General features: G+C 72.7%; 23 protein-coding genes and 1 pseudogene. 14 read left to right on the top strand and 10 right to left on the bottom strand.

Features of this window, described 5'->3' with window-relative positions; all coding sequences use genetic code 11:
• Window positions 1-392: 392 nt before the first annotated feature.
• The 3 genes from dhaK to ACWCPM_RS22805 are packed head-to-tail and all read left to right on the top strand — an operon-like array spanning window position 393 to window position 2,427.
• Window positions 393-1,385 carry a dihydroxyacetone kinase subunit DhaK gene (gene dhaK, locus ACWCPM_RS22795; RefSeq protein ID WP_450978073.1) on the top strand — a complete coding sequence of 331 codons (993 nt, stop codon included), beginning with the start codon at window positions 393-395 and terminating at the stop codon, window positions 1,383-1,385.
• A gap of 39 nt (window positions 1,386-1,424) precedes the next feature.
• The gene (gene dhaL / locus ACWCPM_RS22800; RefSeq protein ID WP_450978074.1) at window positions 1,425-2,024 is read left to right on the top strand and encodes a dihydroxyacetone kinase subunit DhaL; all 600 of its coding nucleotides are present in this window, start codon (window positions 1,425-1,427) and stop codon (window positions 2,022-2,024) included.
• The gene (locus tag ACWCPM_RS22805) at window positions 2,017-2,427 is read left to right on the top strand and encodes a PTS-dependent dihydroxyacetone kinase phosphotransferase subunit DhaM (protein WP_450978075.1); all 411 of its coding nucleotides are present in this window, start codon (window positions 2,017-2,019) and stop codon (window positions 2,425-2,427) included. Before dhaL ends, ACWCPM_RS22805 begins: the two co-directional genes overlap by 8 nt.
• Window positions 2,428-2,518: 91 nt before the next feature.
• Here the strand turns inward: ACWCPM_RS22805 and ACWCPM_RS22810 are convergent, their stop codons facing one another.
• Entirely contained in the window at window positions 2,519-3,220 is a 702-nt protein-coding gene (locus ACWCPM_RS22810) for a glycoside hydrolase family 75 protein (protein ID WP_450978076.1), read from the bottom strand.
• 361 nt (window positions 3,221-3,581) lie between these two features.
• Here ACWCPM_RS22810 and ACWCPM_RS22815 point away from each other — a divergent pair, with 361 nt between their 5' ends.
• Together ACWCPM_RS22815 and ACWCPM_RS22820 are read left to right on the top strand one after the other, a co-directional pair.
• Entirely contained in the window at window positions 3,582-4,562 is a 981-nt protein-coding gene (locus ACWCPM_RS22815; RefSeq protein WP_450978077.1) for a fibronectin type III domain-containing protein, read from the top strand.
• 168 nt (window positions 4,563-4,730) lie between these two features.
• Window positions 4,731-5,282 carry a hypothetical protein gene (locus ACWCPM_RS22820; RefSeq protein WP_450978078.1) on the top strand — a complete coding sequence of 184 codons (552 nt, stop codon included), beginning with the start codon at window positions 4,731-4,733 and terminating at the stop codon, window positions 5,280-5,282.
• A gap of 19 nt (window positions 5,283-5,301) precedes the next feature.
• On the opposite strand, the gene ACWCPM_RS22825 is transcribed toward ACWCPM_RS22820, so the two are convergent.
• The 3 genes from ACWCPM_RS22825 to ACWCPM_RS22835 form a co-directional block, all read right to left on the bottom strand.
• Window positions 5,302-5,865 carry a PadR family transcriptional regulator gene (locus ACWCPM_RS22825; protein ID WP_450978079.1) on the bottom strand — a complete coding sequence of 188 codons (564 nt, stop codon included), beginning with the start codon at window positions 5,863-5,865 and terminating at the stop codon, window positions 5,302-5,304.
• 28 nt (window positions 5,866-5,893) lie between these two features.
• Entirely contained in the window at window positions 5,894-7,909 is a 2,016-nt protein-coding gene (locus tag ACWCPM_RS22830) for an FAD-dependent oxidoreductase (protein WP_450978080.1), read from the bottom strand.
• A 100-nt stretch (window positions 7,910-8,009) separates the two neighbouring features.
• Window positions 8,010-8,384 (bottom strand): hypothetical protein, encoded by a 375-nt coding sequence (locus ACWCPM_RS22835; RefSeq protein WP_450978081.1) that lies wholly within the window; start codon window positions 8,382-8,384, stop codon window positions 8,010-8,012.
• 318 nt (window positions 8,385-8,702) lie between these two features.
• Here ACWCPM_RS22835 and ACWCPM_RS22840 point away from each other — a divergent pair, with 318 nt between their 5' ends.
• On the top strand, window positions 8,703-10,781 hold the full coding sequence (locus tag ACWCPM_RS22840; protein ID WP_450978082.1) for a SpoIIE family protein phosphatase: 2,079 nt from the start codon (window positions 8,703-8,705) through the stop codon (window positions 10,779-10,781).
• A 28-nt stretch (window positions 10,782-10,809) separates the two neighbouring features.
• On the opposite strand, the gene ACWCPM_RS22845 is transcribed toward ACWCPM_RS22840, so the two are convergent.
• Window positions 10,810-11,592 (bottom strand): putative protein N(5)-glutamine methyltransferase, encoded by a 783-nt coding sequence (locus tag ACWCPM_RS22845; protein WP_450978083.1) that lies wholly within the window; start codon window positions 11,590-11,592, stop codon window positions 10,810-10,812.
• 450 nt (window positions 11,593-12,042) lie between these two features.
• Here ACWCPM_RS22845 and ACWCPM_RS22850 point away from each other — a divergent pair, with 450 nt between their 5' ends.
• The 6 genes and pseudogenes from ACWCPM_RS22850 (at window position 12,043) to ACWCPM_RS22875 (ending at window position 16,938) form a co-directional block, all read left to right on the top strand.
• On the top strand, window positions 12,043-12,648 hold the full coding sequence (locus ACWCPM_RS22850) for a sulfite oxidase-like oxidoreductase (RefSeq protein WP_450978084.1): 606 nt from the start codon (window positions 12,043-12,045) through the stop codon (window positions 12,646-12,648).
• Window positions 12,641-13,396, top strand: a complete 756-nt coding sequence (locus tag ACWCPM_RS22855) for a ferredoxin reductase (RefSeq protein WP_450978085.1) — start codon at window positions 12,641-12,643, stop codon at window positions 13,394-13,396. Before ACWCPM_RS22850 ends, ACWCPM_RS22855 begins: the two co-directional genes overlap by 8 nt.
• A 142-nt stretch (window positions 13,397-13,538) precedes the next feature.
• Window positions 13,539-14,123, top strand: a complete 585-nt coding sequence (locus ACWCPM_RS22860) for an Rv1733c family protein (protein WP_450978086.1) — start codon at window positions 13,539-13,541, stop codon at window positions 14,121-14,123.
• A gap of 85 nt (window positions 14,124-14,208) precedes the next feature.
• Window positions 14,209-14,709 (top strand): annotated as a pseudogene (locus ACWCPM_RS22865) (acetylxylan esterase); the annotation flags it as partial.
• A 164-nt stretch (window positions 14,710-14,873) separates the two neighbouring features.
• Entirely contained in the window at window positions 14,874-16,040 is a 1,167-nt protein-coding gene (locus ACWCPM_RS22870; protein ID WP_450978087.1) for a serine hydrolase domain-containing protein, read from the top strand.
• 151 nt (window positions 16,041-16,191) lie between these two features.
• Window positions 16,192-16,938 (top strand): GntR family transcriptional regulator, encoded by a 747-nt coding sequence (locus tag ACWCPM_RS22875; RefSeq protein WP_450978088.1) that lies wholly within the window; start codon window positions 16,192-16,194, stop codon window positions 16,936-16,938.
• 43 nt (window positions 16,939-16,981) lie between these two features.
• Here ACWCPM_RS22875 and ACWCPM_RS22880 read toward each other — a convergent pair whose 3' ends face one another.
• Window positions 16,982-17,707, bottom strand: coding sequence for a class I SAM-dependent methyltransferase (locus ACWCPM_RS22880; RefSeq protein WP_450978089.1), 726 nt, complete (start codon window positions 17,705-17,707; stop codon window positions 16,982-16,984).
• A 380-nt stretch (window positions 17,708-18,087) separates the two neighbouring features.
• Between ACWCPM_RS22880 and rho the strand changes: the two genes are divergently transcribed.
• On the top strand, window positions 18,088-19,230 hold the full coding sequence (gene rho / locus ACWCPM_RS22885; RefSeq protein WP_450978090.1) for a transcription termination factor Rho: 1,143 nt from the start codon (window positions 18,088-18,090) through the stop codon (window positions 19,228-19,230).
• 45 nt (window positions 19,231-19,275) lie between these two features.
• Here the strand turns inward: rho and ACWCPM_RS22890 are convergent, their stop codons facing one another.
• From ACWCPM_RS22890 to ACWCPM_RS22900, 3 genes are all read right to left on the bottom strand, one after another.
• The gene (locus tag ACWCPM_RS22890) at window positions 19,276-19,566 is read right to left on the bottom strand and encodes a MarR family transcriptional regulator (RefSeq protein WP_450978091.1); all 291 of its coding nucleotides are present in this window, start codon (window positions 19,564-19,566) and stop codon (window positions 19,276-19,278) included.
• A complete protein-coding gene (locus ACWCPM_RS22895; protein WP_450978092.1) occupies window positions 19,532-20,257 on the bottom strand; it encodes a hypothetical protein in 726 nt (241 codons plus the stop codon). Before ACWCPM_RS22895 ends, ACWCPM_RS22890 begins: the two co-directional genes overlap by 35 nt.
• 248 nt (window positions 20,258-20,505) lie before the next feature.
• The gene (locus tag ACWCPM_RS22900; protein ID WP_450978093.1) at window positions 20,506-21,207 is read right to left on the bottom strand and encodes a hemerythrin domain-containing protein; all 702 of its coding nucleotides are present in this window, start codon (window positions 21,205-21,207) and stop codon (window positions 20,506-20,508) included.
• Window positions 21,208-21,279: 72 nt separating this feature from the next.
• Here ACWCPM_RS22900 and ACWCPM_RS22905 point away from each other — a divergent pair, with 72 nt between their 5' ends.
• Window positions 21,280-21,903, top strand: coding sequence for a TetR/AcrR family transcriptional regulator (locus tag ACWCPM_RS22905; RefSeq protein WP_450978094.1), 624 nt, complete (start codon window positions 21,280-21,282; stop codon window positions 21,901-21,903).
• Window positions 21,904-22,347: 444 nt separating this feature from the next.
• Here ACWCPM_RS22905 and ACWCPM_RS22910 read toward each other — a convergent pair whose 3' ends face one another.
• On the bottom strand, window positions 22,348-22,764 hold the full coding sequence (locus ACWCPM_RS22910; RefSeq protein ID WP_450978095.1) for a cupin domain-containing protein: 417 nt from the start codon (window positions 22,762-22,764) through the stop codon (window positions 22,348-22,350).
• Window positions 22,765-23,184: the final 420 nt, after the last annotated feature.

The following is a 23,184-nucleotide window of genomic DNA, read 5'->3' on the forward strand; positions in this document are numbered from 1 at the left end:
CGGACCCGCTCTCGGCACGCTGTACGCCCGCCGCACAGCGGTCGTCCACCTGTCGGCTCCCGGGAGAGAGTCACGACCGGCGAGCGCCGCCTCACCACCGCTCCTGACGCCCGACCCACCGGCGAATGCCCCGAACCGCGACCGGGGCGCGCCCAAGGCGTTCTCGCGCGTGACCTTCGCCACCGCAGGGCCGATACTTCCGACAGCAGCAACCCGGCCGGCGCCCTCCCGACCTGATGTGCCATCAGAGGAGTCCGCACCGCGTCGGCGTCAGTACCGCCGGAACCCGCTTCAAGCCGCCGTGGACCGCCAGGATCACGCATCACGCACACCGCCCTGACCAGCGAAGAGCAGGTCGTGGACTCGTCCGCCGACCTTCCCAGGAGGTACTCATGAAGATGCTCATCAACGTCCCGGAGACCGTCGTCGCGGACGCGCTGCGGGGTATGGCGGCGGCCCATCCGGAGTTGACCGTCGACGTCGAGAACCGGGTGATCATGCGGCGGGACGCACCCGTCCAGGGGAAGGTCGGGCTCGTGTCCGGCGGCGGCTCGGGGCACGAGCCGCTGCACGGCGGATTCGTGGGACCGGGCATGCTGTCGGCGGCCTGTCCCGGCGAGGTCTTCACGTCCCCCGTGCCCGATCAGATGGTGCGGGCGGCGGCGGCTGTGAACAGCGGGGCCGGGGTGCTGTTCATCGTGAAGAACTACACCGGTGACGTGCTCAACTTCGACATGGCCGCCGAACTCGCCGAGGACGAGGGCATCCAGGTCGCCAAGGTGCTGGTCAACGACGACGTGGCCGTCACCGACAGCCTTTACACCGCCGGGCGGCGGGGTACCGGCGCCACCCTGTTCGTCGAGAAGATCGCGGGCGCCGCCGCCGACGAGGGGCAGCCGCTGGAGCGGGTCGAGGCACTCGCCCGGCAGGTGAACGAGAGCTCGCGCAGCTTCGGCGTGGCGCTGAGCGCCGTCACCACGCCCGCGAAGGGCTCCCCCACCTTCGATCTGCCGCCGGGCGAGCTGGAGTTGGGCATCGGCATCCACGGCGAGCCGGGCCGGGAGCGGCGGGCGATGATGACCTCGCGCGAGATCGCCGACTTCGCCGTGCACGCCGTCCTGGAGGACCTCGACCCGCGCAGTCCGGTGCTGGTCCTGGTCAACGGCATGGGGGCGACGCCGCTGCTGGAGCTGTACGGCTTCAACGCCGAGGTGCAGCGGGTGCTCACCGACCGCCGGGTCGCCGTCGCCCGCACCCTGGTCGGCAACTACGTGACCGCCCTCGACATGGCGGGCGCCTCGGTCACCCTGTGTCAGGTCGACGAGGAGCTGCTGCGGCTGTGGGACGCGCCGGTGAGCACGCCGGGGCTGCGCTGGGGCATGTGAGACGGGACGATCGAGGCACCTACAACGCGAGGAGACCCAGTGCTCGACGCCGACTTCTTCCGCCGTTGGATGACGGCGACCGCCGCGTCCGTGGACCGCGAGGCGGAACGGCTCACGGCCCTCGACTCCCCCATCGGGGACGCCGACCACGGCAGCAATCTGCAGCGCGGGTTCACCGCCGTCGCGGCGGCCCTGGAGAAGGAGGCCCCGGCCACGCCGGGCGCCGTCCTGATCCTGGCGGGACGGCGGTTGATCTCGACGGTCGGCGGGGCGTCCGGGCCGCTGTACGGGACGCTGCTGCGCCGCACGGGAAAGGCGCTCGGTGACGCCGCCGAGGTCGACCGGGCGCAGCTCGCCGCGGCCCTGCGGGAGGGTGTGGACGCCGTGATGACGCTCGGTGGGGCGGCACCCGGCGACAAGACGATGATCGACGCGCTCGTGCCGGGCGTGGACGCCCTCGCCGACTCCTTCGGTGCCGCGCGCGGCGCCGCCGAGCAGGGCGCGCTGGCGACGATCCCGTTGCAGGCCCGCAAGGGCCGGGCGAGCTATCTGGGCGAGCGGAGCGTCGGGCACCAGGACCCCGGTGCCACCTCGTCGGCGCTGCTGATCGCGGGGCTCGCGGAGGCCGCCGGTGAGTGACGGGGAGCTGGTCGGGATCGTGCTGGTGTCGCACAGCGCCGAGGTGGCCGCCTCCGTGGCGGAGCTGGCGCTGGGGCTGGCGGGCGGCGGTGCGGCGGTGCCCGTCGCCCCGGCGGGCGGCACCGAGGGCGGCGGGCTCGGCACGAGCGCGGAGCTGATCGCGTCCGCCGCGGCGTCCGTGGACCGCGGGGCCGGGGTGGCCGTCCTCACCGACCTCGGGAGCGCGGTCCTCACGGTGAAGGCGCTGCTGGCGGAGGGGGACGAACTCCCCGCCGGGACACGCCTGGTGGACTGCCCGTTCGTCGAGGGCGCCGTCGCCGCGGTCGTCACGGCGAGCACGGGAGCGGACCTGGACGCGGTGGCCGCGGCGGCCTCAGAGGCGTACGACTACCGGAAGGTCTGAGCCCTCGGGGCGCCCCGCGGAGCGGCGGCCGGGTCACTGGCGGTACATCCCGCTCACGCGCCCGGCCGCCGTACCGCCCCGGCCGGAACAGCTAGCCGCCGTCCACGAACCGCCGCGCCAGTCGCCGCCCTTCCTCCACCGCGGCGGCCTCGTCCTCGAGGGGCGAGATCCGTGAGCCCTTGAAGACGACATAGGTGACGTCCGAGTCCGTCCCGCCGCCGCGCGGGTCGGGCGGGATGCCTAGGGCCTGGGCGGCCGCGTACGACGCCTCGCCGATGACCTCGCGCGGCCCGGTGTCACCGACGACGGCGTAGCGCACCCGGTCGCGGTGGACGAGGGCCACCACGGATCCGTCGCGCACCCCGTGCTCGCGGTAGTCCCAGATGCGGCTCGGGGCGGGCACGACGACGAAGGGCAGGCGTTCGGCGTTCAGATCTCGGCCGTCGGAGTCCTGGAACGCCGTTCCGGCGGAGAAGTAGGGGTCGGTGCGGCGGTTGCACAGGCGGCCGGGGCGGCCGTCGCAGTCGATGTCCAGATCCGCCGTCCAGAAGACGGCGTCGTCGGAGCCGCAGACGCGGACGGTCGCCGGGCTGTCGGCGTCGGTGCGGTAGCGGCCCGTGGACAGGGGGGCGCACCCGCGCACCCGGGCCAGCAGGTCGGCCGCCCGGACCGGGCTCTCCGCGGATCTCTCGTGCCGTGTGCGGGGTTCCTTGGGCGGGTGGGCGGTCGAGGTCGTCGCCGGGGCGAGCAGGGCGGCACTTGCCGCGGCCAGCACGAGGGACTGGACACGCACGATAGGGGACTCTCTGCTGGGGGGCACTGACGGTCGCTCAGCACCATCGGATGCTGTTTCCGATCATGGGGCCACCCCAGGGGTCCGGACGGTGCACGCCACGCCCGTCCCCCGCGGGGGCGGGGGCCGGAGCCCGTGTCGGCTCCGGCCCCGGCCGCACCGGCCGACGCGGATCGGCGACGACAGCGAATCCACACCGGAAGCGCGAACTCCCCTTCTTGGAGGTGCAGTTCGGCCGTGCTTCCTCCAGCATACGGAACGGCGGGAAATGCCCGGCACGGACCGCCCCCTTGATGTGGCCGCGTCAGAGGGCGCATATTGGTCCGGACCTTTGCCGCCGCGCCGCCCTGGAGGCCGAGTCGTGCGACGCGTTCCCCTGCCCGCCGCCCTGACCGTCGCCGCGCTGCTGTTCGTCCCGTCCTGCGGCTGGGGCGGCGCGGGGGACGGCGACGAGGGAGGGCTGCCCGCCGCACCGACGGGGGTCACCGCGGCGGCGGGCAGCGCGACCAGCGTCCACGTGATGTGGAACGCGCTGTCGTCCCGGGATGTCAGCGGTTACGAGGTGTACCGCGGCGCCACGAAGGTCCAGGAGGTCCCGGGCTCCGCGCACATGGTCGACGTGACCCGACTCGACCCGTCGACGACGTACGTCTTCACCGTGCGGGCCAAGGACGCCCGGGGACGGCTCGGGCCGCGCAGCCGTGAGGTGCGCGCGCGGACCCCCGCCGCCGTCGCGGCCGACGCCTCGGCCCCCTCCCGGCCGGGCGGCACACAGGGGCGAGCCGCCGGAAGCCGGGCCGCGCAACTGTCGTGGACCGCGTCGAAGGACGACCGGGGCGTGGCCTCGTACGACGTCTACCAAGGGACCGCGAAGATCCACAGTGTCGGCGGCGGACAGACCGCGACGGTGGTGACCGGGCTGCGGCCGGGCACGCGCTACACCTTCACCGTCCGGGCGCGGGACGCCGCGGACAACGTCTCGCCCGCCGGCGCCGCCGTCCGGCTCACCACCGCGCCGGGCACGGACGACGGACGCGACACGGCACCGTCCGACTTCCGCGCCACGACCCGGCGCGCCGACGGGGCTTACCACATCGACCTGTCGTGGGTGGCGCCCGAGGTGGACGGGGTGGTCACGGAGTACCAGGTCCAGCTCGACGGCCGTGCGGCCACCTCCCTGGTCTTCGGCGGCACACCTCCCCGGGGCAGGGCGACGTACAGCTTCTACATCGGGCAGGAGGCCGGGGAGAGCCATCGGGTGCGTATGCGTCCCCGGTTGCCGGACGGCACCTGGGGCGGCTTCTCGGCGGAGCGGACGGTGACGACCGGCGACGGGCGCTGAGCGGCCCCCGCGTCCCCCGGACGACGGTACGCGTCACCTGAGCGGGTGCGGTCCCCATGCGCGCCGGGCCGGGGACACGTTGGCTGCTCTGTGTGAAGCAGCACGGGCGTTCCCCGACCCAGGCGGCGCAAGGGATGTACCGCCACCGTGCCGCCGGAGGGCAGTCCCATGCGTACTTCTCAGCCTCTCCTCGGGGCGGCCGTGGCAGCCGCCGCGCTGCCGCTGGCCCTGGTCGCCGGGCCGGCCGCCGCGATCACCGGGATCTCCGTGAGCACCAGCGGCTCCACGGTCTCGGTCACCACCAGCGCCTGCACCCAGCTGAACGGCAGATGGGGCACCGCGTCGCTCCTCAACAGCAACCAGGCGAACTTCGCCCAGGGCCGTCAGGTGGTGCTCTCCGGTTCGACCGCCCTGCAGGGCTCGGCGTGGACGAACGTCACCGCGGGCACGTACACGGTCATCGTCATGTGCTCCAACGGCAACACCGCCGGGACCCAGTCGGTCGTGGTCGCCGGCGGGACCACGCCGACCGGCGCGGCGACGCCCACGGCCGCCGTCACGGCCACGGCCTCCCCGACCCGCGGAGTCGTCGGCGGTGTCGGCGGCGCCGCCCGGGAGTACGGCGCGCTGACGCTGATGGGAGGCGGGGCACTGGTGGTCACCGCGCTGGTCGCCACAGCCTGGTTCCTGCGCCGCCGCTCGAAGCCGTACCGCCTGTAGGACGTACCGCCTCCAGTGCCTAGTCGCCCTCCTCCGCGCCCTGCTCTGGCGGCAGTTCGGCGAACTCCGCCAGGGCGTGCTCCAGCCAGCCGGCCCAGAACGTCTCCAGATCGATGCCGGCCCTCAGCACCAGATGCTGGATCCGGTCCTGGGGGCTGTCCTTGCCGGGCGGGAAGTCGCGCCGCTCGATCTCCTCGTACCGCGCGAGCTGGGCCCGGTGCAGGTCGAGATGGCGGCGCAGGTCGGCCTCCAGGCCGGCCGTGCCGACCACGGCAGCCGCGCGCAGCCGCAGCAGCAGCGTGTCGCGCGGCGGCCTTGGGTCCTGGGCGGCGGCCGTCCAGCGGGACAGTTCGGCGCGGCCCGCCGGCAGCACCTCGTAGCTCTTCTTCTGCCCGCGGGCCGGCTGCTCGGCCGGCAGCGCCCTGATCAGCCCGTCGGCCTCCAGCTTTCCCAGCTCGCGATAGATCTGCTGGTGCGTCGCCGACCAGAAGTAGCCGATCGACCTGTCGAAGCGGCGCGTCAGTTCCAGCCCCGAGGACGGCCTTTCGAGCAGGGCGGTGAGGATCGCGTGCGGGAGGGACATGGGGCCATCCTAGGGACGCTCCCGGCCCCTACAGCGCGGCCGCCAGTTCGGTGCCCTGCTTGATGGCGCGCTTGGCGTCGAGTTCGGCGGCCAGGTCGGCGCCGCCGATGAGATGCGCGCTGCGCCCGGCGGCGACCAGCTCCTCGTACAGGTCCCGGCGGGGCTCCTGTCCGGTGCACAGCACGATGGTGTCGACCTCCAGGACCGTGCTGGTGTCGCCGACGGTGACGTGCAGTCCGGCGTCGTCGATCCGGTCGTAGCGGACGCCGGGGACCATGGTGACCCCGCGGTGCTTCAGCTCGGTGCGGTGGATCCAGCCGGTGGTCCTGCCGAGGCCCGCGCCGACCTTGGTGGTCTTGCGCTGGAGCAGGTGGACGGTGCGGGGCGGGGCGGACCGCTCCGGGGCGGTGAGGCCGCCGGGGCCCTCGTAGGCCATGTCGACGCCCCACTGGCGGAAGTACGTCGCCGGGTCCTCGTGCGCCTTGTCGCCGCCGTCGGTGAGGTACTCGGCGACGTCGAAGCCGATGCCGCCGGCCCCGAGGACGGCGACGCGGTCGCCGACGGGCACCTCGTCGCGCAGGACGTCGAGGTAGCCGACGACCTTCGGGTGGTCGACGCCGGGGATGTCCGGGGTGCGCGGGGTGACGCCGGTGGCGACGACGACCTCGTCGTACCCGGCGACGTCGGCGCTCGCCACGCGGGTGTTCAGGCGCACGTCGACGCCGTGCGCGTCGAGCTGGTGCCGGTAGTAGCGCAGCGTCTCGTCGAACTCCTGCTTGCCGGGGACCTTGCGGGCGACGTTCAGCTGCCCGCCGATCTCGGCCGCGGCGTCGAACAGCGTGACCTCGTGGCCGCGTTCGGCCGCGCTCACGGCGCACGCGAGGCCCGCCGGGCCCGCGCCGACGACGGCGACGCGCTTGCGCAGCCGGGTCGGGGAGAGGATCAGCTCGGTCTCGTGGCAGGCGCGCGGGTTGACCAGGCAGGAGGTGATCTGTCCGCTGAAGGTGTGGTCGAGGCACGCCTGGTTGCAGCCGATGCAGGTGTTGATGGCCTCCGGGCGGCCGGCCGCGGCCTTGGCGACGAACTCGGGGTCGGCGAGCATCGGGCGGGCCATGGACACCATGTCGGCGCAGCCGTCGGCGAGCAACTCCTCGGCGAGTTCGGGGGTGTTGATGCGGTTGGTGGTGACGAGCGGGACCGACACCTCTCCCATGAGCCGCCGGGTGACCCAGGTGTAGGCGCCGCGCGGCACGGAGGTGGCGATGGTCGGGATGCGGGCCTCGTGCCAGCCGATGCCGGTGTTGATGAGGGTGGCGCCGACGGCCTCGACGGCCTTGGCGAGGGTGATGACCTCGTCGAGGGTGGAGCCGCCGGGGACGAGGTCCAGCATGGACAGCCGGTAGATGACGATGAAGTCCTCGCCGACCGCCTCGCGCACCCGCCGGACGATCTCCACCGGGAAGCGCATGCGGTTCTCGTACGCGCCGCCCCAGCGGTCGGTGCGGTGGTTGGTCCGCGCGGCGATGAACTCGTTGATCAGGTACCCCTCGGACCCCATGATCTCCACGCCGTCGTACCCGGCCTGCCGGGCGAGGCGGGCGCCGCGGGCGTAGTCGTCGACGGTCCGCTCGACCTCGGCGTCGGTCAGCTCCCGGGGCGGGAAGGGGCTGATCGGGGCCTGGAGGGGGCTCGGGGCGACCAGGTTCCCGTGGTACGCGTACCGGCCGAAGTGCAGCAGCTGCATCGCGATCCGGCCGCCCTCGCGGTGCACCGCGTCGGTGACCCTCCGGTGCTCCGCGGCCTCCTCCTCGGTGGTCAGCTTGGCGCCGCCCTCGTAGGGCCGGCCTTCGTCGTTGGGCGCGATGCCGCCGGTGACGATCAGGCCCACTCCCCCGCGGGCCCGGGCGGCGTAGAACTCCGCCATGCGCTCGAAGCCGCGCTCGGCCTCCTCGAGACCGACGTGCATGGAGCCCATCAGGACGCGGTTGGGCAGGGTGGTGAAGCCCAGGTCGAGCGGGCTCAGCAGGTGCGGGTATCGGCTCATGGCCCCTCCGTGCGCGGTGACGTCCCTCTGTTGTAGAGGACCGCGCACGGTTTATGCAACTAGTTGCACAACGGAAGGGGTGTCCGTCGCGCCACATCGGTCAGCGGTTCTCCAGCCTCACGTGCAGCTCCCGCTCCTGGTCGCCCGAGGCCGTGCTGAGGTCGTGGACCCTGAAAAGCTCGTGCAGGGTCGTGCGGAAGCGGTCGATCGCCCAGTACCCTCCGTGCGCGTCGGCCTCGACCGAGGCCGAGAGCCGGGGGGTGGCCGGGTGCGCGCCCTCGTGCGGCGCGGCGACCTCGTAGGTGCCGAGCCAGACCGTCGGCCGGACCTCGTGCCAGTCACGCGGCACGTCGTCCGAGCATCGGTCCGAGTCGAAGTACGCGCACAGGCTGTCGAAGACGATCCGGGCGTCCTCCTTGCTGCATCCACTGATCTCCAGAGAGATGGGTTCCGGGTGCAGTCGCTCACTTTCCATCGTGGTGGCTCCTCTCCTGGCCGCGCCGCGGTACGGCGGACGAGTTCCCCCGCGGCGCCGGGCGCACTCCCGGAGAACCACCGGATTCCCGGATGTACAGCCCCGAAAGGAACCGCGTCCCGGGCCTCCTGCGAGAGATGCCGGCCGGGCCGCGCGAACGGGCCGCGCCGAACCCGGTCCCGACGCCGGACACCCCAGTCATGCTGAGGGATGGTGGAGTAGGGCGATCGTGGCGTATGAGAGATGGTTGAGCGCGGGCGGCAAGGGGAGTCGGCACGGGACGGCGTGCCGTGGCGCAAGGCGAAGGCGGTGCGTGCGATGGGACCAACCGGGCCACCCGTGACGGACGGGGCCGAGCCGGGCAGTGGGCCGGGGCGGCCCAGCGGGCTGCTCGACGTGCTGGGGGTGGCCTCGGTGGTGCTGGACACCGAGGGCCGTATCGTCCTGTGGAGTCCCCAGGCCGAGGAACTGTTCGGCTACCCGGCACGGGAGGCGCTCGGCACCTACGCCGCCCGGGTGATGGTGCACGAGGAGCACCTCGGCCTGGTCAAGAAGTTGTTCGCCGACGTCATGGCCACCGGCCAGGGCTGGGCCGGCGCCTTCCCGGTGCGGCGCAAGGACGGCAGCACCCGCCTGGTGGAGTTCCGCAACATGCGGCTGCTGGACGACCAGGGCGCGGTCTACGCCCTGGGCCTGGCCGCGGACCAGTCGACCGTGCGCCGGCTGGAGCAGGACGTGGCCCTGTCCACGCGGATGATCGCGCAGTCACCGATCGGGCTGGCGGTTCTGGACACCGGGCTGCGCTATGTGTCCGTGAACGCGGCGCTGGTACGGATCAACGGCGTCCCCGCCGAGGAGCACATCGGCCGCCGCGTCGACGAGGTGCTGCCGATGCTGGACCTGGGTCCCCTGGACGCCGCGTTGCGGCACGTCCTGGAGACCGGGCAGCCGCTGGTCGACCATCCCCTCTCCGGCCGTACCCCGGCCGACCCCTACGAGGACCACGCCTGGTCGGTCTCGCTCTACCGCCTGGAGGACGCGCTGGGCACCGTGCTCGGCGTCGCCAAGTCGGTCACGGACGTCACGGAACAGCGCCGGGCGGGCATCGAGGCGGAGGCCGCGCGGCGTCGGCTGGCGCTCATCGCGGACGCCTCGGCCCGGATCGGCACCACTCTGGACCTGGACCGCACCGCCGGCGAACTGGCCGACGTGGCGGTGCCCGAGCTGGCGGACGTCGCCGCCGTCGATCTGCTGGACTCGGTGATCGGCGGCCGGCGCGGCAGCGACGACCCGTGCGCGCCGGCCGTGATCCGCGCGCTGGCCGTGCGGGCGGACAACGCTCCGGAGGCGCTGCGCGCGGCCGACACCCCGGGGCAGGTGGCCCGCTACGATCCCGACCGCCTGATCACCGAGTGCCTGCGTTCGGCGCGGCCGGTGATGGTCCCGCAGGTCAAGGACGAGGACCTGCCGCGCATCGCCCGGTCCCCGGAGGCCGCCGCCCTGCTGGCCGACGCCGGCGTGCACTCCTATCTCGCCGTGCCGCTCATCGCGCGCGGCGAGGTGCTCGGCGCCCTCGACCTCAAGCGCATCCACAATCCGCTGCCGTTCAGCGAGGACGACCTGCTGCTCGCCCGTGAACTGGCCGCGCGGGCGGCGGTGCAGATCGACAACGCCCGCTGGTACCAGAACGCCCGCGACACCGCGATCACCCTCCAGCGGAGCCTGCTGCCCACCCACCCGTCCGTCACCGGCGGCCTGGAGGTCGCCTCCCGCTATCAGCCCGCCGGCGCCGCCACCGAGGTCGGCGGCGACTGGTTCGACGTCATTCCGCTGGAGGGCGGCAAGACCGCGCTCGTCGTGGGCGACGTCATGGGCAGCGGCATCACGGCCGCGGCGACCATGGGCCGGCTGCGTACCGCCACGACCACGCTGGCGTCGCTCGACCTCGACCCCGCCGTGCTCCTCGAGCACCTCGACCGGATCACCTCGGGCCTCGACCACTCCATCGCGACCTGCGTGTACGCCGTCCACGATCCCGGGCAGGGGCGCTGCCTGATCGCCAACGCGGGCCATCTGCCGCCCGTCCACGTCCGGGGCGACGGGACACGGGAGCTGCTCGACCTGCCGACCGGCGCCCCGCTGGGCGTGGGCGGCGTCGAGTTCACCACCACCGCCTTCACCCTCGGCCCCGGTGACCAACTCGTCCTGTACACCGACGGACTGGTCGAGACCCGCACGCACTCCCTCGACGAACGGCTGGACACCCTGCTGCACCTCCTCGACGATCCGGCCCGCCCCCTGGAGGCGGTGTGCGAACTCCTCGTCCGCACCCTCCACCACCCCGACAACCACGACGACGTGGCCGTCCTCATCGCACGGGCGCAGCCGGGCGACTGAGGTCCGCCCGCCGCGCCCGCGCCCCGGATCAGCGGGTGCCGATCACCACGTGCGCGTACCGGTCCGCCGACGCGGTCACCCGGGCCGTCAGGCCGGCCCGGGTGAACACGGCCACGGCCTGCGGGGCTTGGCGTTCGCTCGTCTCCGTGAGGAGGCAGCCGCCCGGCGCGAGCCACTCGCGGGCCCCGGCGGCGACCCGGCGCAGCACGTCGAGTCCGTCGGCGCCGCCGTCGAGGGCGACGGTCGGTTCGTGGTCGCGTGCCTCGGCGGGCAGGAGGGCGACCTCGGCGGTGGGGACGTAGGGAACGTTCGCGGCGAGGATGTCCACGCGGCCCCGCAGCGGGCCGGGAAGCGCCGCGTACAGGTCGCCCTGGTGGACCCGTCCGCCGAGCCCGGCGACGTTGCGCCGGGCGCAGTCCACCGCGGCCGGGTCCACGTCGGCGGCGTGCAGTTCGACCCGGCCCAGAGCCGCCGTCAGGGCGGCGCCCACCGCACCCGAGCCGCAGCACAGGTCGACGACGACCGAGGCGGCAGGGACGGCGGTGAGGGCCTGCGCGACGAGGAACTCGGTGCGGCGGCGGGGCACGAAGACGCCGGGTTCGACGGCGATCCGCAGACCGCTGAACTCGGCCCAGCCGAGGACGAGTTCGAGCGGCAGGCCGGCGGTGCGGCGGGCCACCATCGCGGCGAGTTCGTCCGGGGAGCGGGCGGCGCCGAGGATCAACTCCGCCTCGTCCTCGGCGAAGACACAGCCGGCGGCGCGCAGGGCGGCCACCACGTCGGCGGGAGCGGGGGAAAGCGGCAGGGGCATGCGGGGCGCGGGCCTCTCGGGAGCCGGAGGGCGCTCTCGCGGTCGTCTACTGCCGGTGTTCCGAGCCGACATGAGAGGAGAGCACCCGAACTGACACAGCGGTGATGGGGCTCACCTCCTCGGTCACGCGCGGCTGGGACCGCCCTCAGCCGGAGGGCCACACTACCCCAGAGGCCGGACGGACACCGTCCCGTTCCCCGCCGCCCCTCCCGGCCCGCGGTCGCGTCGCGCGACCGGACACGGGAGGGGGTGCCGCGCCCAGGACGCGTGGGACCGCCGGACCTTCGGCGGTCCGCCGGGGGCCGGATGTCCGGATGTCCGGAGCGGTACGGCGCGAGGGCCGCCGGCGGTTGCGGGGGCCGGACCGCGTACCCGTACGGTGGTACGCGTACGCACTGATCAGGCTCTGTCCGCGGGGCCGCCGCGCAGGCGGTCTGGAGGCACCACCGCATGAACGTCACCCGAGGCTTCACCGGGCGCCCGCGCGTCGACGACCCGGGGCTGCCGCCCGGGCAGTACGACGCGGGCGACGACTGGCCCGTCCTGTCGGCCGAGGTCACCCCCGCGCTCACGCCGGCCGAGTGGACCTTCCGCGTCGACGGCCTGGTGGCCGAGCCCCGTACCTGGGACTGGGCGGAGGCGCACGCGCTGCCCGCCTCGGTGCACGAGGGCGACATCCACTGCGTGACGGGCTGGTCGAAGTTCGGGGTGCGTTTCGCGGGCGTCTCGCTCGACACCTTCCTGGAGCGGGTGGGCCCGCTGCCGACCGCCACGCACGCCGTCGCGTACGCGCACACCGGGTACACCGCGAACCTCCCGCTCGCCGACCTCACCGGCGGCCGGGCCTGGGTCGCCTGGGAGTACGACGGCCGGCCGCTCGCGGCGGAGCACGGCGGCCCGGCGCGGCTGATCGTGCCGCACCTGTACTTCTGGAAGAGCGCCAAGTGGATCGCCGGAATCCGCCTGCTCGGCGCCGACGAACCCGGTTTCTGGGAGCGCAACGGCTACCACGCGCGGGGCAACCCGTGGGAGGAGCAGCGGTACTCCGGTGACTGACACCTTCGTTCCCCCTACGCGCTTCGCGGTGCCCGGGCGCATCGCCGTGGACGGGACCGCCGCCGTCCGCTGGCAGACCGCCACGCTCACCGGCGTCCGCCGTGAGACGCCGGGCGCGGCCACCTTCCGGTTCGCGGTGCCCGCCTGGGCGGGGCATCTTCCCGGCCAGCACCTGCTGCTCCGGCTGACCGCCGCCGACGGCTACGTCGCCCAGCGCCACTACTCGATCGCGTCGGCTCCGGACGACTCCGGACACATCGAGCTGACCCTGGACCAGGTCGAGGGCGGTGAGGTCTCGGGCTGGTTCCACGGCGAGGCCCGGCCCGGTGACCGCGTCGAGGTGCGGGGTCCACTGAGCGGCTTCTTCGCCTGGCCCGGCGACCGCCCCGCGCTGCTGATCGGCGCCGGTTCCGGGGTCGTCCCGCTGATGTCGATGGTGCGGCACCACCGGGCGCGCGGCCTGTCCGTGCCGCTGCGGCTGCTGGTGTCCGCGCGCGGGCCCGGGGACCTGATCTACGCGCGGGAGTACGGCGCCGAGACGACGCCCGTCTTCACCCGTACGGCCCCGGCGGGCGTACCGGTGGGCCGGATCACCGCGGCACATGTGGCACCGCTCCTGGCCGCCGCGCCTCCCGGCGGGTGGGAGGCCTATGTGTGCGGGTCCAACGCCTTCGCCGAGCACGCGTCTCGCCTGCTCGTCGCGGCAGGCCAGCCGGTGGACCGCATCCGGATCGAACGCTTCGGCTGAGGATTCCGCCTTCCCGCCGCCCTCTGCCCGTGCGGGAACCCGCTGTGGCGGGGTACGACAGTCATGTGGCACTCGCACACCTACACGGGCCCGAGGGCGGCGGCTCCGCTCCCCCGGCTCCGGTGAGGGCGAGGAGGCGGAGATGCGGACCGGGGTGCGCGGCTGGCGCTGGCGGCGCAATGCGCTGCGGCGCAGGTCGGACGTGATCGAGGCGTGGACGGTGGTGGCCGTCGCCGTCCTGCTGTTCCTGGGCGCGCCGCTGGCCGGGGCGCTGACGGGCTGGTGGGCGCACGGCGAGGCGCGGCGCATCGCGGTGGCCCAGGGCGAGGACCGGCGGCACGTCCGGGCGGAGGTCGTCGGCAGGACCCCCGACACCCTGCCCGCGGTGCAGGCCGGGCGGGAGTACACCTACCGCGCGACCGTGCGCTGGACAGAGCCCGGCGAGGGTCCCCGTACGGGCACGGCGCGGGTCCCGGCGGGGACGAGACCCGGGGAGAGCGTCGACGTGTGGTTCGACGGACGGGGCCGCAGTGTGCCGCCGCCCCCGAGCGCCACGACGGTGTGGCAGCACGCCCTGACGCTGGGCGTCTGCGCCACGGCCGGCTCGGCCGGGGTGGTGCTGCTGGGGAACATGGCCGTCCGGCGGGCGGCGAACCGGCGCCGGATGGCCGAGTGGGAGCGCGCCTGGGCGCGTACGGAACCGGAGTGGACGCGCCGCCGGGCCTGAGGCGGCGGGGCTGAGGCGGCCCTGACGCCGACCCGTCGGAACGTGCCGGTGACGCCCCTGCGGGGTCGCCGGAGGCGGTTCCGGCCGCCGGGTGTTCACGGACGCGGTGCGCGCGGTCGAGGCGGCCCGCTCCCATCCGCTCTCCGACGCGGCCAGGACCGTCGCGCTCGGCACCAGCCAGGGCGGCGGCATCAGCATCGCCGTCGGCGGTCTGGTCCCGGACCTGGTGGCGGTCGCGCCGGACGTGCCCTTCCTGTGCGACTACCCGCGCGCCACGACGCTGACGGACCGTCATCCGTACCCCGAGATCGGCCTCTACCTCAGGACGCACCGCGGCCGCGCCGAGGACGCGCTGCGCACGCTCTCCTACTTCGACGGGGTGCACTTCGCCGCGCGCGGCCGGGCCCCCGCCCTGTTCTCGACGGCGCTGGAGGACCAGACGTGCCCGCCGTCCACGGTCTTCGCGGCGTTCAACGCCTGGGCGCACGAGGACAAGGCGATCGAGGTGTACGACTTCAACGACCACGAGGGCGGCGGCCCGTTCCAGGCCGCCACCAGGATGCGCTGGCTGCGGTCGTACGTCTGAGCGACCGGGAGCGGCCGTCAGGAGCCGCCGGGCCCGCTCTTCCTCACCCGACCCGTCGCCCGTCGCGCGACCCGCCCTTCCGCGCCGTCCGACCAGTCGGTACGTTCAGGGAGCCCCGGTCCGCAGGGTCGTGGACCGGGCTTCCCACGGACGACGGAGGCTGTATGTCCGAGCGCGAGCCACAGATCCACGGCCACTGCGACGCCCGCTTCACGGCGGTGCGTTCGGCGTTCGAGGAGAACTTCCGGGAGCGGCAGGAACTGGGCGCGGCGGTCACCGTCGTCGCCGACGGCGTGACGGTGGTCGATCTGTGGGGCGGCTGGGCCGATCCGGCCCGCACCCGGCCCTGGGAGCGCGACACACTGGTCAACGTCTGGTCGACGTCCAAGGGCCCGGTGGCACTGTGCGCGCACCTCCTCGCCGACCGGGGGCTGCTGGACCTCGACGCGCCGGTGGCCACGTACTGGCCGGAGTTCGCCGCGGCGGGCAAGGAGAAGGTGCTCGTCCGGCATCTGCTCTGCCACCGCGCCGGACTGTCCGGCCCGCGGGAACCGCACTCGTTCGCCGACCTGTGCGACTGGGAGGTGACGACCCGCCGGCTCGCGGCCATGGAGCCCTGGTGGGAGCCGGGGACGCTGTCGGGGTACCACGCGCTGACGTACGGCCATCTGGTCGGGGAGGTCGTGCGGCGCGTCTCGGGGCTGCGGCCCGGCGCGTTCCTGGCGCGGGAGGTGACCGGGCCGCTCGGCATCGACTTCGGTATCGGACTGGCGGAAGGGGAGGCCGGACGGGTGGCGGAGCTGACGCACCGCAGGGTCGCGCCGAGCAGCGAACAGGCGGCGATCTTCAGCCAGTTGTCGCCCGCCGCGCTCGCCGCCCTGACCAACCCCGCGGTGGGCGCGGCCGAGGCCAACACACCGGCGTGGCGGGCCGCCGAGATCCCCGCCGCGAACGGCCACGGCACCGCGCGGGCGGTGGCCGCCCTGTACGGGATCCTCGCGGGCAGGGGGACGTACGACGGCCGCCGTGTCCTGTCCCCCGAGGCGGCCGAGCGGGTGCGCGAGGGGCAGGGCAGCTGCCGTGACCTGGTGCTGGGCGCCGGTTTCGAGGCCGAGACGGAGATCGGCCTCGGCCTGTGGCTCAGCGGACCCAACGGCTCGTACGGGCCCAACCCGCGCGCCGTGGGGCACGACGGGTTCGGAGGTTCGGCCGGGCTCGCCGACCCGGAGGCCGGCGTGTCACTCGGTTATGTGATGAACCGCATGGGGCCGCACATAGCCGACGATCCCCGCAAGATGGCACTGGTGAACGCCGTGTACCGCGCCCTCTGAGGGTGCCGCTCCCCTCCTGCGGCCGGTTCGCGCCCGGTACGTTTCGGCCGAACCGCCCGACCGGTCTTCCCTGGTGGTTTAGACCAATGCTAGATCTGGTGGCGCAATGAGCCCGCACGGCTACGGCACGTCATCAACAGGAGGGCGCGGCATGGCCCGCACCACCCCGCACGATCACCAGCACCCCGACGAACAGCCCCTGTACTGGTGGGTCGCCAGGGAACTGCTCGGCGAACTGGGCGACGGCACGATCCCGCCCGGTGAACGGCTGCCCGCCGAACGGCAGTTGGCCGAGCACTTCGGGGTCAGCAGAGAGACCGTACGACAGGCGCTGGAGGTGCTGCGCCGGGACGGCCTGGTGGCCACCGACCGGCGCGGCAGCCACGCCACCCTCCCCGGTCCGCCGGTCGAGCACCCGGCCTCGCCGGCCTTCCCCATCGGCGTCCGGCGCGGCCCCGTCGGACGCGCCGTGGACCGGGCGACCGTCACCTGGGAGACACCCCCACCCGCGCACGCGGCGGCCCTCCTGCTCGCCCCGCACCGGCCGACCCTGATGCACCACTACGAGTCCGCCTCGGCCGACGGCCGCGGCCTGCGCAGCGCCGTCAGTTCCTTCTCCGCCGTCGCTCTGGCCGAGGTGGACCAACTGGGCCGCTACCGCGAGCGCGCCGACGGCACCTCGGCGGCCCAGCTGCGCCGCGCCTACGACTGGATGCGGACAGCGGGCCTGACCCTGCATCACCGCGACGCCATCACCCGGCCGGCGGACAGCCCCTCGGTCCGGGTGACCCGTCTCGTGCACGACCAGCACGAGCGGCCACTGGAGTTCACCGAGCTGGTCGTGGACGCCCAACGGGAGGCGCTCGTCTACGAGTTCACTCTCGCGGCAGCGGTCTGACCGTCCGCGGCGGTCGCGAGGAACCGGCTGCGGGTCCGGGCCCTCACCCGAGGCGCCGGGCGACGACCATACGCACCCGCGGGCTTCCGTCCGGTCGCCACCCGAAGCCGGGCAGCGGGCGAAGCTCCACCTGGAACCCGGCGCCTTCCAGCTCCCGCAGGAGATGCCCGAACCGTACGGACCGGTAGTACATGACGAACGGAGGCCGCCACACGGCGTTGCGGACCCGCATCACCAGGTCGAAGCCCAGCAGCATGCCGTTGGTGAGCGAGAGCGTCCTGGGCGGGCTCACGACCGGGAAGACGAAGCGACCGCCCGGCCGCAGCACGGAACGGACCTGCGCGAACAGCCCGGGCAGTTCCCGCGGCAGGAAGTGCCCGAACGCCCCGAAGCTCACGGCGACATCGAAGGCGGGCCGGAACGGCAGGGCCCGGGCGTCCGCCCGCACCCAGGACACCCGGGGCGCGCCGGAGGGGACACGCTCCCGGGCGACCGCGAGCGTGCCCGCGCTGAAGTCGACCCCCGTGACACTCCTCTCGCACACGTCCCGCAGCACATCGGCGCCCGCGCCGGTGCCGCAGCAGACGTCGAGACCGTCCTCGAACGGCCCGATCCGCCGCAGCTCCGCGGCGACGGCGTCCAGCACCGAGTCCGGCGTGCGGAAGGGCGTGTGGTCGAACTTCGGCGCGAGCAGGTCGTAGCCGCGCTCGACCGACGACAGCGCCTGGACGGCGAGTTCGCGCAGGCTGGGACCTTGGGGGCTGAACATCGGCCTCAGCTTAGTCCCGCCCGCCCGACGACGGCGTCAAGAGCGGGACAGGCCGTACGGAGCCGCGGCCGCCCGAACCGCTGTCGCAGACGGCATGGCACCGGCACCCTGTCGGATGGTATGGTCGCTTCGGCACTTGTGTACGCCCGGTCGTGGCGCCGGTGCCGTTCCTTCCTCAGCACGCACATCACCGCCGTTCCCGGCCGGTGCAGCGGCTTTCCGACACCACCTCCCGCGTGGACCTCCACATCCACTCCGAGGTGCTGTCTCCCGCCGCCCGGAGGCCTGTACGCACGCCTCGTCCGCGGCCTTCCCCCCTTCCCTTCGCTCAATGCCGCCCGTGACGCGGGCCCGCGAGTCCGTGAAAGGACCGACACTCCATGACCACCACTCTCGAACACCCTCCCCTGCGGGGAGCCGCCGCGGCCGAGTCCGTCACCGGTGTCCTCGACGTCGACCCGGGCGGCAAGGGGCGTCTGCGCGGCCCCGGCCTCCTGCCGTCGCCCGCCGATCCGCACGTCCCGGCCGCCCTGATCCGCAGGTACGGGCTCCGCAAGGGCGACCTCGTCGAAGCAGCGGGCGGCTCCCGGGGCACCGTGAACGAGGTCGAGCGCGTGAACGGCGAGGCACCCGGTCGGCTCCGGGACCGCCGCAGCTTCCCCGACCTCACCCCCCTGCACCCCCGCGAGCGGCTGCGCCTGGAACACCCGGCGGCCGGCCTCACAGGACGCGTCGTCGACCTGCTCTCCCCCGTCGGCAAGGGGCAGCGCGGGCTGGTCGTGGCCCCGCCCAAGACCGGCAAGACCGTGCTGCTCCAGCAGATCGCGGCCGCCGTCGCCGGAAACCACCCCGAGTGCCGGCTGATCGTCGTACTGCTCGACGAGCGTCCCGAGGAAGTCACGGACATGCGGCGCTCGGTGCGCGGCGAGGTGTACGCGTCGACCTTCGACCGGACACCCAGGGAGCACATCGCGCTCGCCGAGCTGGTGATCGAGCGGGCCAAGCGGCTCGTCGAGAACGGTGAGGACGTCGTGATCCTGCTCGACTCGCTGACCCGGCTGTGCCGGGCGCACAACAACGCGGCCGCCGCCGGTGGCCGCACTCTCTCCGGCGGTGTGGACGCGGCGGCGCTGCAGGGACCCAAGCGGTTCTTCGGTGCCGCGCGACTGGCCGAGGAGGGCGGTTCGCTGACCGTCCTCGCCACCGTCCTGGTCGAGACCGGCTCGCGGGCCGACGACTTCTTCTTCGAGGAGCTCAAGAGCACCGGCAACATGGAACTCCGGCTGAGCCGCGAGCTGGCCTCACGACGTGTCTTTCCCGCGGTCGACATCACCGGCTCCGGCACCCGCCGCGAGGAACTACTGCTGCCCCCGGCCGAGTTGGCCGCCGCGCGCGGGCTGCGGCGGGCCCTGCGGACCCGGGACGGCGAGGCCGGTCCGGAGGCGTTGCTGGAGCGGATGCGGCAGACCCCGGACAACGCGGCCTTCCTGCGCCACGTCCGGCCGACGCTGCCTGGCGGCTAGCGGCTCGGGGCGATGCGCTCCAGTACCTCCGCAGCGGCGGCGACGTCACACCCCCTGCAGTCGGGAGAAGACGTGCCGCCGGACGCCGGCGAGATTCGTGGGCCATGCCTGTTCGAGTCGGGTCCGCCCTGAGGGAGTGAGCAGCAGGAGCAGGGACCGTCGGTCCTCCGGGGACCGCGCGCGTCGCACGAGTGCCTGCTCCTCGATGCGGTTCACCAGCCGGGACATGTCACTGCCGGACAGCCCGCAGGCATCGGCCAGCTCGCTCGTGGAGAGCCGGCACCGTCGAACCGCGCTGTGTCTACCGCGTGCCCTCGGTGAAGATGTCGGTGTCATCGCTGAAGATGACGATCTTTTCGATCAGATCGCCCTTGAGGTGGAGGACCTCGGATCCCAGTGCCGTCTTGTTGCCCGGGAAGCCGAAGTTCCAGCTCCAGTGGATGTATTCCTTGTTCTGAGAGTGGCTGACGAGCCGGGCGCTCAGGGGCGGAGCCTTGCGCTGGACGATGTCGATGTAGTCGCTGATCACTTCTCGGCCTACGAAGACGTCCTCAGGTTCCATGACCGTGATGTCTTCGGTGTAGATGTCTTCCATCGCCTTGGCGCGGGCGGTCGCGTCCGGAATCATCCAGATCTCGAGGTGCTTGGCGATGAGCAGGCGGGCACGGTCCGATCCGCCGGTCAGAGTCAGGTGGAGCTGGGAGATCCGCCCTTCGGAGTCGAGGGTCGCGGTGACGTGGCCGCTTCCGGAGCATCCGTTGCCCCTCAGGTCCAGGCCGGCCTGACTCCATTTGCCGGTGACGGAACCGTCGGCCTGTATGGAGGTCGCCCAGTGGTGGTTGGACTCCTTCCACTTGGCAGCCTGGTCCCGGTGGAAGTCGATGGCGTGCTCCCGGCCCTGGACCATTTCTCCGGCGTGCATCAGCAGCACGTTCTCGGCGAAGATGTCCCGAAGGCCTTCCAGAGCGGAGAGGCGTTGGTCGGCCCGGTCCAAGATCTCGAAATACTGGTCGAGAACGGTCGCCATAATAAAAGTCCTTTCTAGATTCTTGTGTGTGAATTCAGCCCGATGCTGAGCCGGCGGAGGGCGTGTCGGCGTCCTGCCGCCTTGCCGTAGGGGGCACTGCCGCATCGAGCACTGAGCCCGGTGGTGAAACCGGTCGCTCATGGTCGGCCGAGGCGCTGTCGAGGCGAGGTGTTCATCGGTCGGGGGTGGAATGGCGGCCACGTCCGCAGGACGCCGCTTTTCTGCGCCCGGCACCGAGGGTGCGGAGATCAGTCGCTCACGCCGCGCAAGATTCGCAGGTCTTCCGTCGCTTGCAGACGCATGACGGGAAGCAGTGGGCGCAGCGGCTCCGGCAAGCCGGCGAGCACCAGCTCCACTTCCGCGGGCGTCCCCACTTCATCGAGCAAGCCGATCATCAGGTGCCCTCCCACGGGCGGTGTGGTAGCGATCACTCGCTGTGCGAAGTCCTGCCACTGGGCTGGGCTGATGTGGTCGCTAAGTGCGGGGAACAGGAGGGGCTCTTCACTGGCGAGGTGGTCGTGCACCGTGTCGCGTACTGCGACGGCCGCCTCTCGCAGCGCGCTGCGGACCTGGTCCGTCACAAAGCCGCCGCCGGTACCTGTGCGCCCGGACGGGCCGATTTCGGCGCGGACATCGTTGTCGTCCAGGTCCACCGCGGCCAGCTGATCGAGCACCTCCTCGAGGTGCTCGTGCTCCTCGCTCAGCATGGCGAGCGCGTGAGCCGTGTCCGGCGCCATGGCGACGATCCGCGGCCACAGGTCGTTGTCCTCGGTCTCGTGGTGGTGGCGCAGGTTCGCGACGAGGAAGTCGCGCAGCTGCCCCAGCGCGCTCAGCGGTACTGAGGGGCGCGGGGCGGCCTCGGCCAGAAGGGTGGTGGCGACACGGTGGACCTCGTGAGCAAGCCGAGTCTCCACGACCGCCGGAACGTGCTCAAGGGCATCTCTGGGCATGGAGAAGACCATATTCATTGGATGCTTATATAGTCAATATAGTGACATGCCTCACGGAGGTATGGTGTGCCGATGACTACTCGCAAGTACGACTCCCCTCGCCGAACGAACTCGGCAGCCGCCACCCGTGAGACCATCCTCGGCAACGCGCAAAAGCTCTTCCTTGCGCGCGGGTACACCGGCGTCACCATCGGGGAGATCGCCGAGGCGGCGACAGTCGCCGTCCCGACGGTGTACAGCAGCGTGGGGAACAAGCCGAGCATCCTGACGGCCCTGCTGGAGCCGATACTCGCCGGGCCGAGCATCACCGACGCCGTCGTCGCCTTCGAGGCCAGCGACGATCCCCGTGCCGTCATAGACCTGATCGCCGAAGGCACCCGCCTTGTCCATGAACGCCATTGGGACCTCTTGTACGGACTCCTCTACCGGAAGCCACCGGGGGAACCCGCCGTCAAGGAGGTTCTGGACACGGGAGCCGACGTATACCTCCAGGCCCTGACCCGTGCGACCGACCGCCTCTTGGCGCTCGGCGCACTTCGTGCCGACGTCCCTCGGGCGGAAGCCATCGACCTGCTCTGGTTCTACCTCGGCCCGCAAGCCTGGATGACGCTCGTCGGCGACCGCGGCTGGCCGTTCGACCGTGCCCAGACCTGGACCACCCGATCCGCCTGCCAGGCACTGCTGAAGGACCGCTGAGTCCGGTCCACGGTGCCTCGTGCACCAATCCGACGCCCCCATCGCAGGCCGGCGTCAGGCCGGACGGGCGCGAAGCATCACCGGACTGGGCCTCACCTCAGCAAGCCGGAGGATCTCGGCGGCCCGCCCGTTCCGGAAGAACCGGCACACCGACTCCCGATGAGCTCATGAGTCCGCCGGACGCCCGCGGCAGTGAACGATCACCGTGCACGGGCCGTCGCCGGCCTTGACGGCGCGAGGCCCTCGTCGATGCCCGGAGCGATGAGAGCGTACGCAGCAGGCCGTGAGGAGACCCGGCTTACTCACCACGCTCTTCGTGAACGGTCGACGGGACCGCGAACTCTCACCCCCCACCGGATGGACGCCCCGCACGACGCTCCCCCGCCACGCACCCGATACGTGCCGAGCGCCGACGACCGACACCCACGTGACAGGGCCGCGGTGTCAGGGCTCTGGAACCTTGAGCTCGTCCCCTGTGTTCGAGATGAAGACGACCAGGAGCTTCGCAGGTTCCGTCTTGCTGGTGTTCTCCGTCAGCACGTGATAAGCGCCCGGTTGCTCAACCCAGTGTTCGCCCTGGTGATACGTACGGGCCGGCTCGCCGTCGAGCTGGCTGCGCATCGTGCCGTCGAGTACATAGGCGTAGACGAACGCCTCGCCATGGCGGTGTGGCACCGCGCGTGCGTCGGGCGGGAAGCTCACGAGCGCCGACGTGAAGGTTTTCCCCTGAATATTCGGGATCGCCTGTTCGAGAATGGGTGTCAGCGTCTCGGACGGGCGTTCCGAAGTCACTGCAGCGACCGGCACCTTGCCGCTCGCATGATCCATCGCAGGGGCACACGAGAGCGCAACGGTGGCCATCCCGGCAGCCAGACATCCACAAGAGACACGTATTCCGTTCATTGTTCTCCCGTTCGGTCCTTCAGCCCCGGCGAACACACGCCACATCTCAGCCAGTCCGGTCATGGCCGCGGCGGCACGTCCGCGTCCCGAGCACGCTCAGGCACTGTGGGGGATTGACGAGAAGTGAGACAAAAGAGTCGACTGGGCTCAGGCCGGACACTGATGACGCTGCGTCGGTCACGAACTCGCCGTGCCCAGGGGTGCGTCTGACGGCGAGGGGGTTGTGCGGCCCGTCGCCATTGGCCTGGACAGCGCACATACCAAAACCGTACGACTGGACCCGCGTCCCCGCACGGCGGCATCCCGACATCGGGCCGCCCCTGCGCGCCCGAAGGCGGCCATGGGCCGTACTCGAGTACGGCCCATGGCCGCGAGAAT

The sequence above is a fragment of the Streptomyces sp. NPDC002309 genome, from assembly GCF_053593375.1.

What these genes read in the sequence shown, in the direction of transcription:
- dhaK (WP_450978073.1), top strand. Translation starts at nt 393, where the DNA reads ATGAAGATGCTCATCAACGTCCCGGAGACCGTCGTCGCGGACGCGCTG.
- ACWCPM_RS22820 (WP_450978078.1), top strand. Translation starts at nt 4,731, where the DNA reads ATGCGTACTTCTCAGCCTCTCCTCGGGGCGGCCGTGGCAGCCGCCGCG.
- ACWCPM_RS22825 (WP_450978079.1), bottom strand. Translation starts at nt 5,865, where the DNA reads ATGTCCCTCCCGCACGCGATCCTCACCGCCCTGCTCGAAAGGCCGTCC.
- ACWCPM_RS22830 (WP_450978080.1), bottom strand. Translation starts at nt 7,909, where the DNA reads ATGAGCCGATACCCGCACCTGCTGAGCCCGCTCGACCTGGGCTTCACC.
- ACWCPM_RS22835 (WP_450978081.1), bottom strand. Translation starts at nt 8,384, where the DNA reads ATGGAAAGTGAGCGACTGCACCCGGAACCCATCTCTCTGGAGATCAGT.
- ACWCPM_RS22840 (WP_450978082.1), top strand. Translation starts at nt 8,703, where the DNA reads ATGGGACCAACCGGGCCACCCGTGACGGACGGGGCCGAGCCGGGCAGT.
- ACWCPM_RS22845 (WP_450978083.1), bottom strand. Translation starts at nt 11,592, where the DNA reads ATGCCCCTGCCGCTTTCCCCCGCTCCCGCCGACGTGGTGGCCGCCCTG.
- ACWCPM_RS22850 (WP_450978084.1), top strand. Translation starts at nt 12,043, where the DNA reads ATGAACGTCACCCGAGGCTTCACCGGGCGCCCGCGCGTCGACGACCCG.
- ACWCPM_RS22860 (WP_450978086.1), top strand. Translation starts at nt 13,539, where the DNA reads ATGCGGACCGGGGTGCGCGGCTGGCGCTGGCGGCGCAATGCGCTGCGG.
- ACWCPM_RS22870 (WP_450978087.1), top strand. Translation starts at nt 14,874, where the DNA reads ATGTCCGAGCGCGAGCCACAGATCCACGGCCACTGCGACGCCCGCTTC.
- ACWCPM_RS22875 (WP_450978088.1), top strand. Translation starts at nt 16,192, where the DNA reads ATGGCCCGCACCACCCCGCACGATCACCAGCACCCCGACGAACAGCCC.
- ACWCPM_RS22880 (WP_450978089.1), bottom strand. Translation starts at nt 17,707, where the DNA reads ATGTTCAGCCCCCAAGGTCCCAGCCTGCGCGAACTCGCCGTCCAGGCG.
- rho (WP_450978090.1), top strand. Translation starts at nt 18,088, where the DNA reads ATGACCACCACTCTCGAACACCCTCCCCTGCGGGGAGCCGCCGCGGCC.
- ACWCPM_RS22890 (WP_450978091.1), bottom strand. Translation starts at nt 19,566, where the DNA reads ATGACACCGACATCTTCACCGAGGGCACGCGGTAGACACAGCGCGGTT.
- ACWCPM_RS22895 (WP_450978092.1), bottom strand. Translation starts at nt 20,257, where the DNA reads ATGGCGACCGTTCTCGACCAGTATTTCGAGATCTTGGACCGGGCCGAC.
- ACWCPM_RS22900 (WP_450978093.1), bottom strand. Translation starts at nt 21,207, where the DNA reads ATGCCCAGAGATGCCCTTGAGCACGTTCCGGCGGTCGTGGAGACTCGG.
- ACWCPM_RS22905 (WP_450978094.1), top strand. Translation starts at nt 21,280, where the DNA reads ATGACTACTCGCAAGTACGACTCCCCTCGCCGAACGAACTCGGCAGCC.
- ACWCPM_RS22910 (WP_450978095.1), bottom strand. Translation starts at nt 22,764, where the DNA reads ATGGCCACCGTTGCGCTCTCGTGTGCCCCTGCGATGGATCATGCGAGC.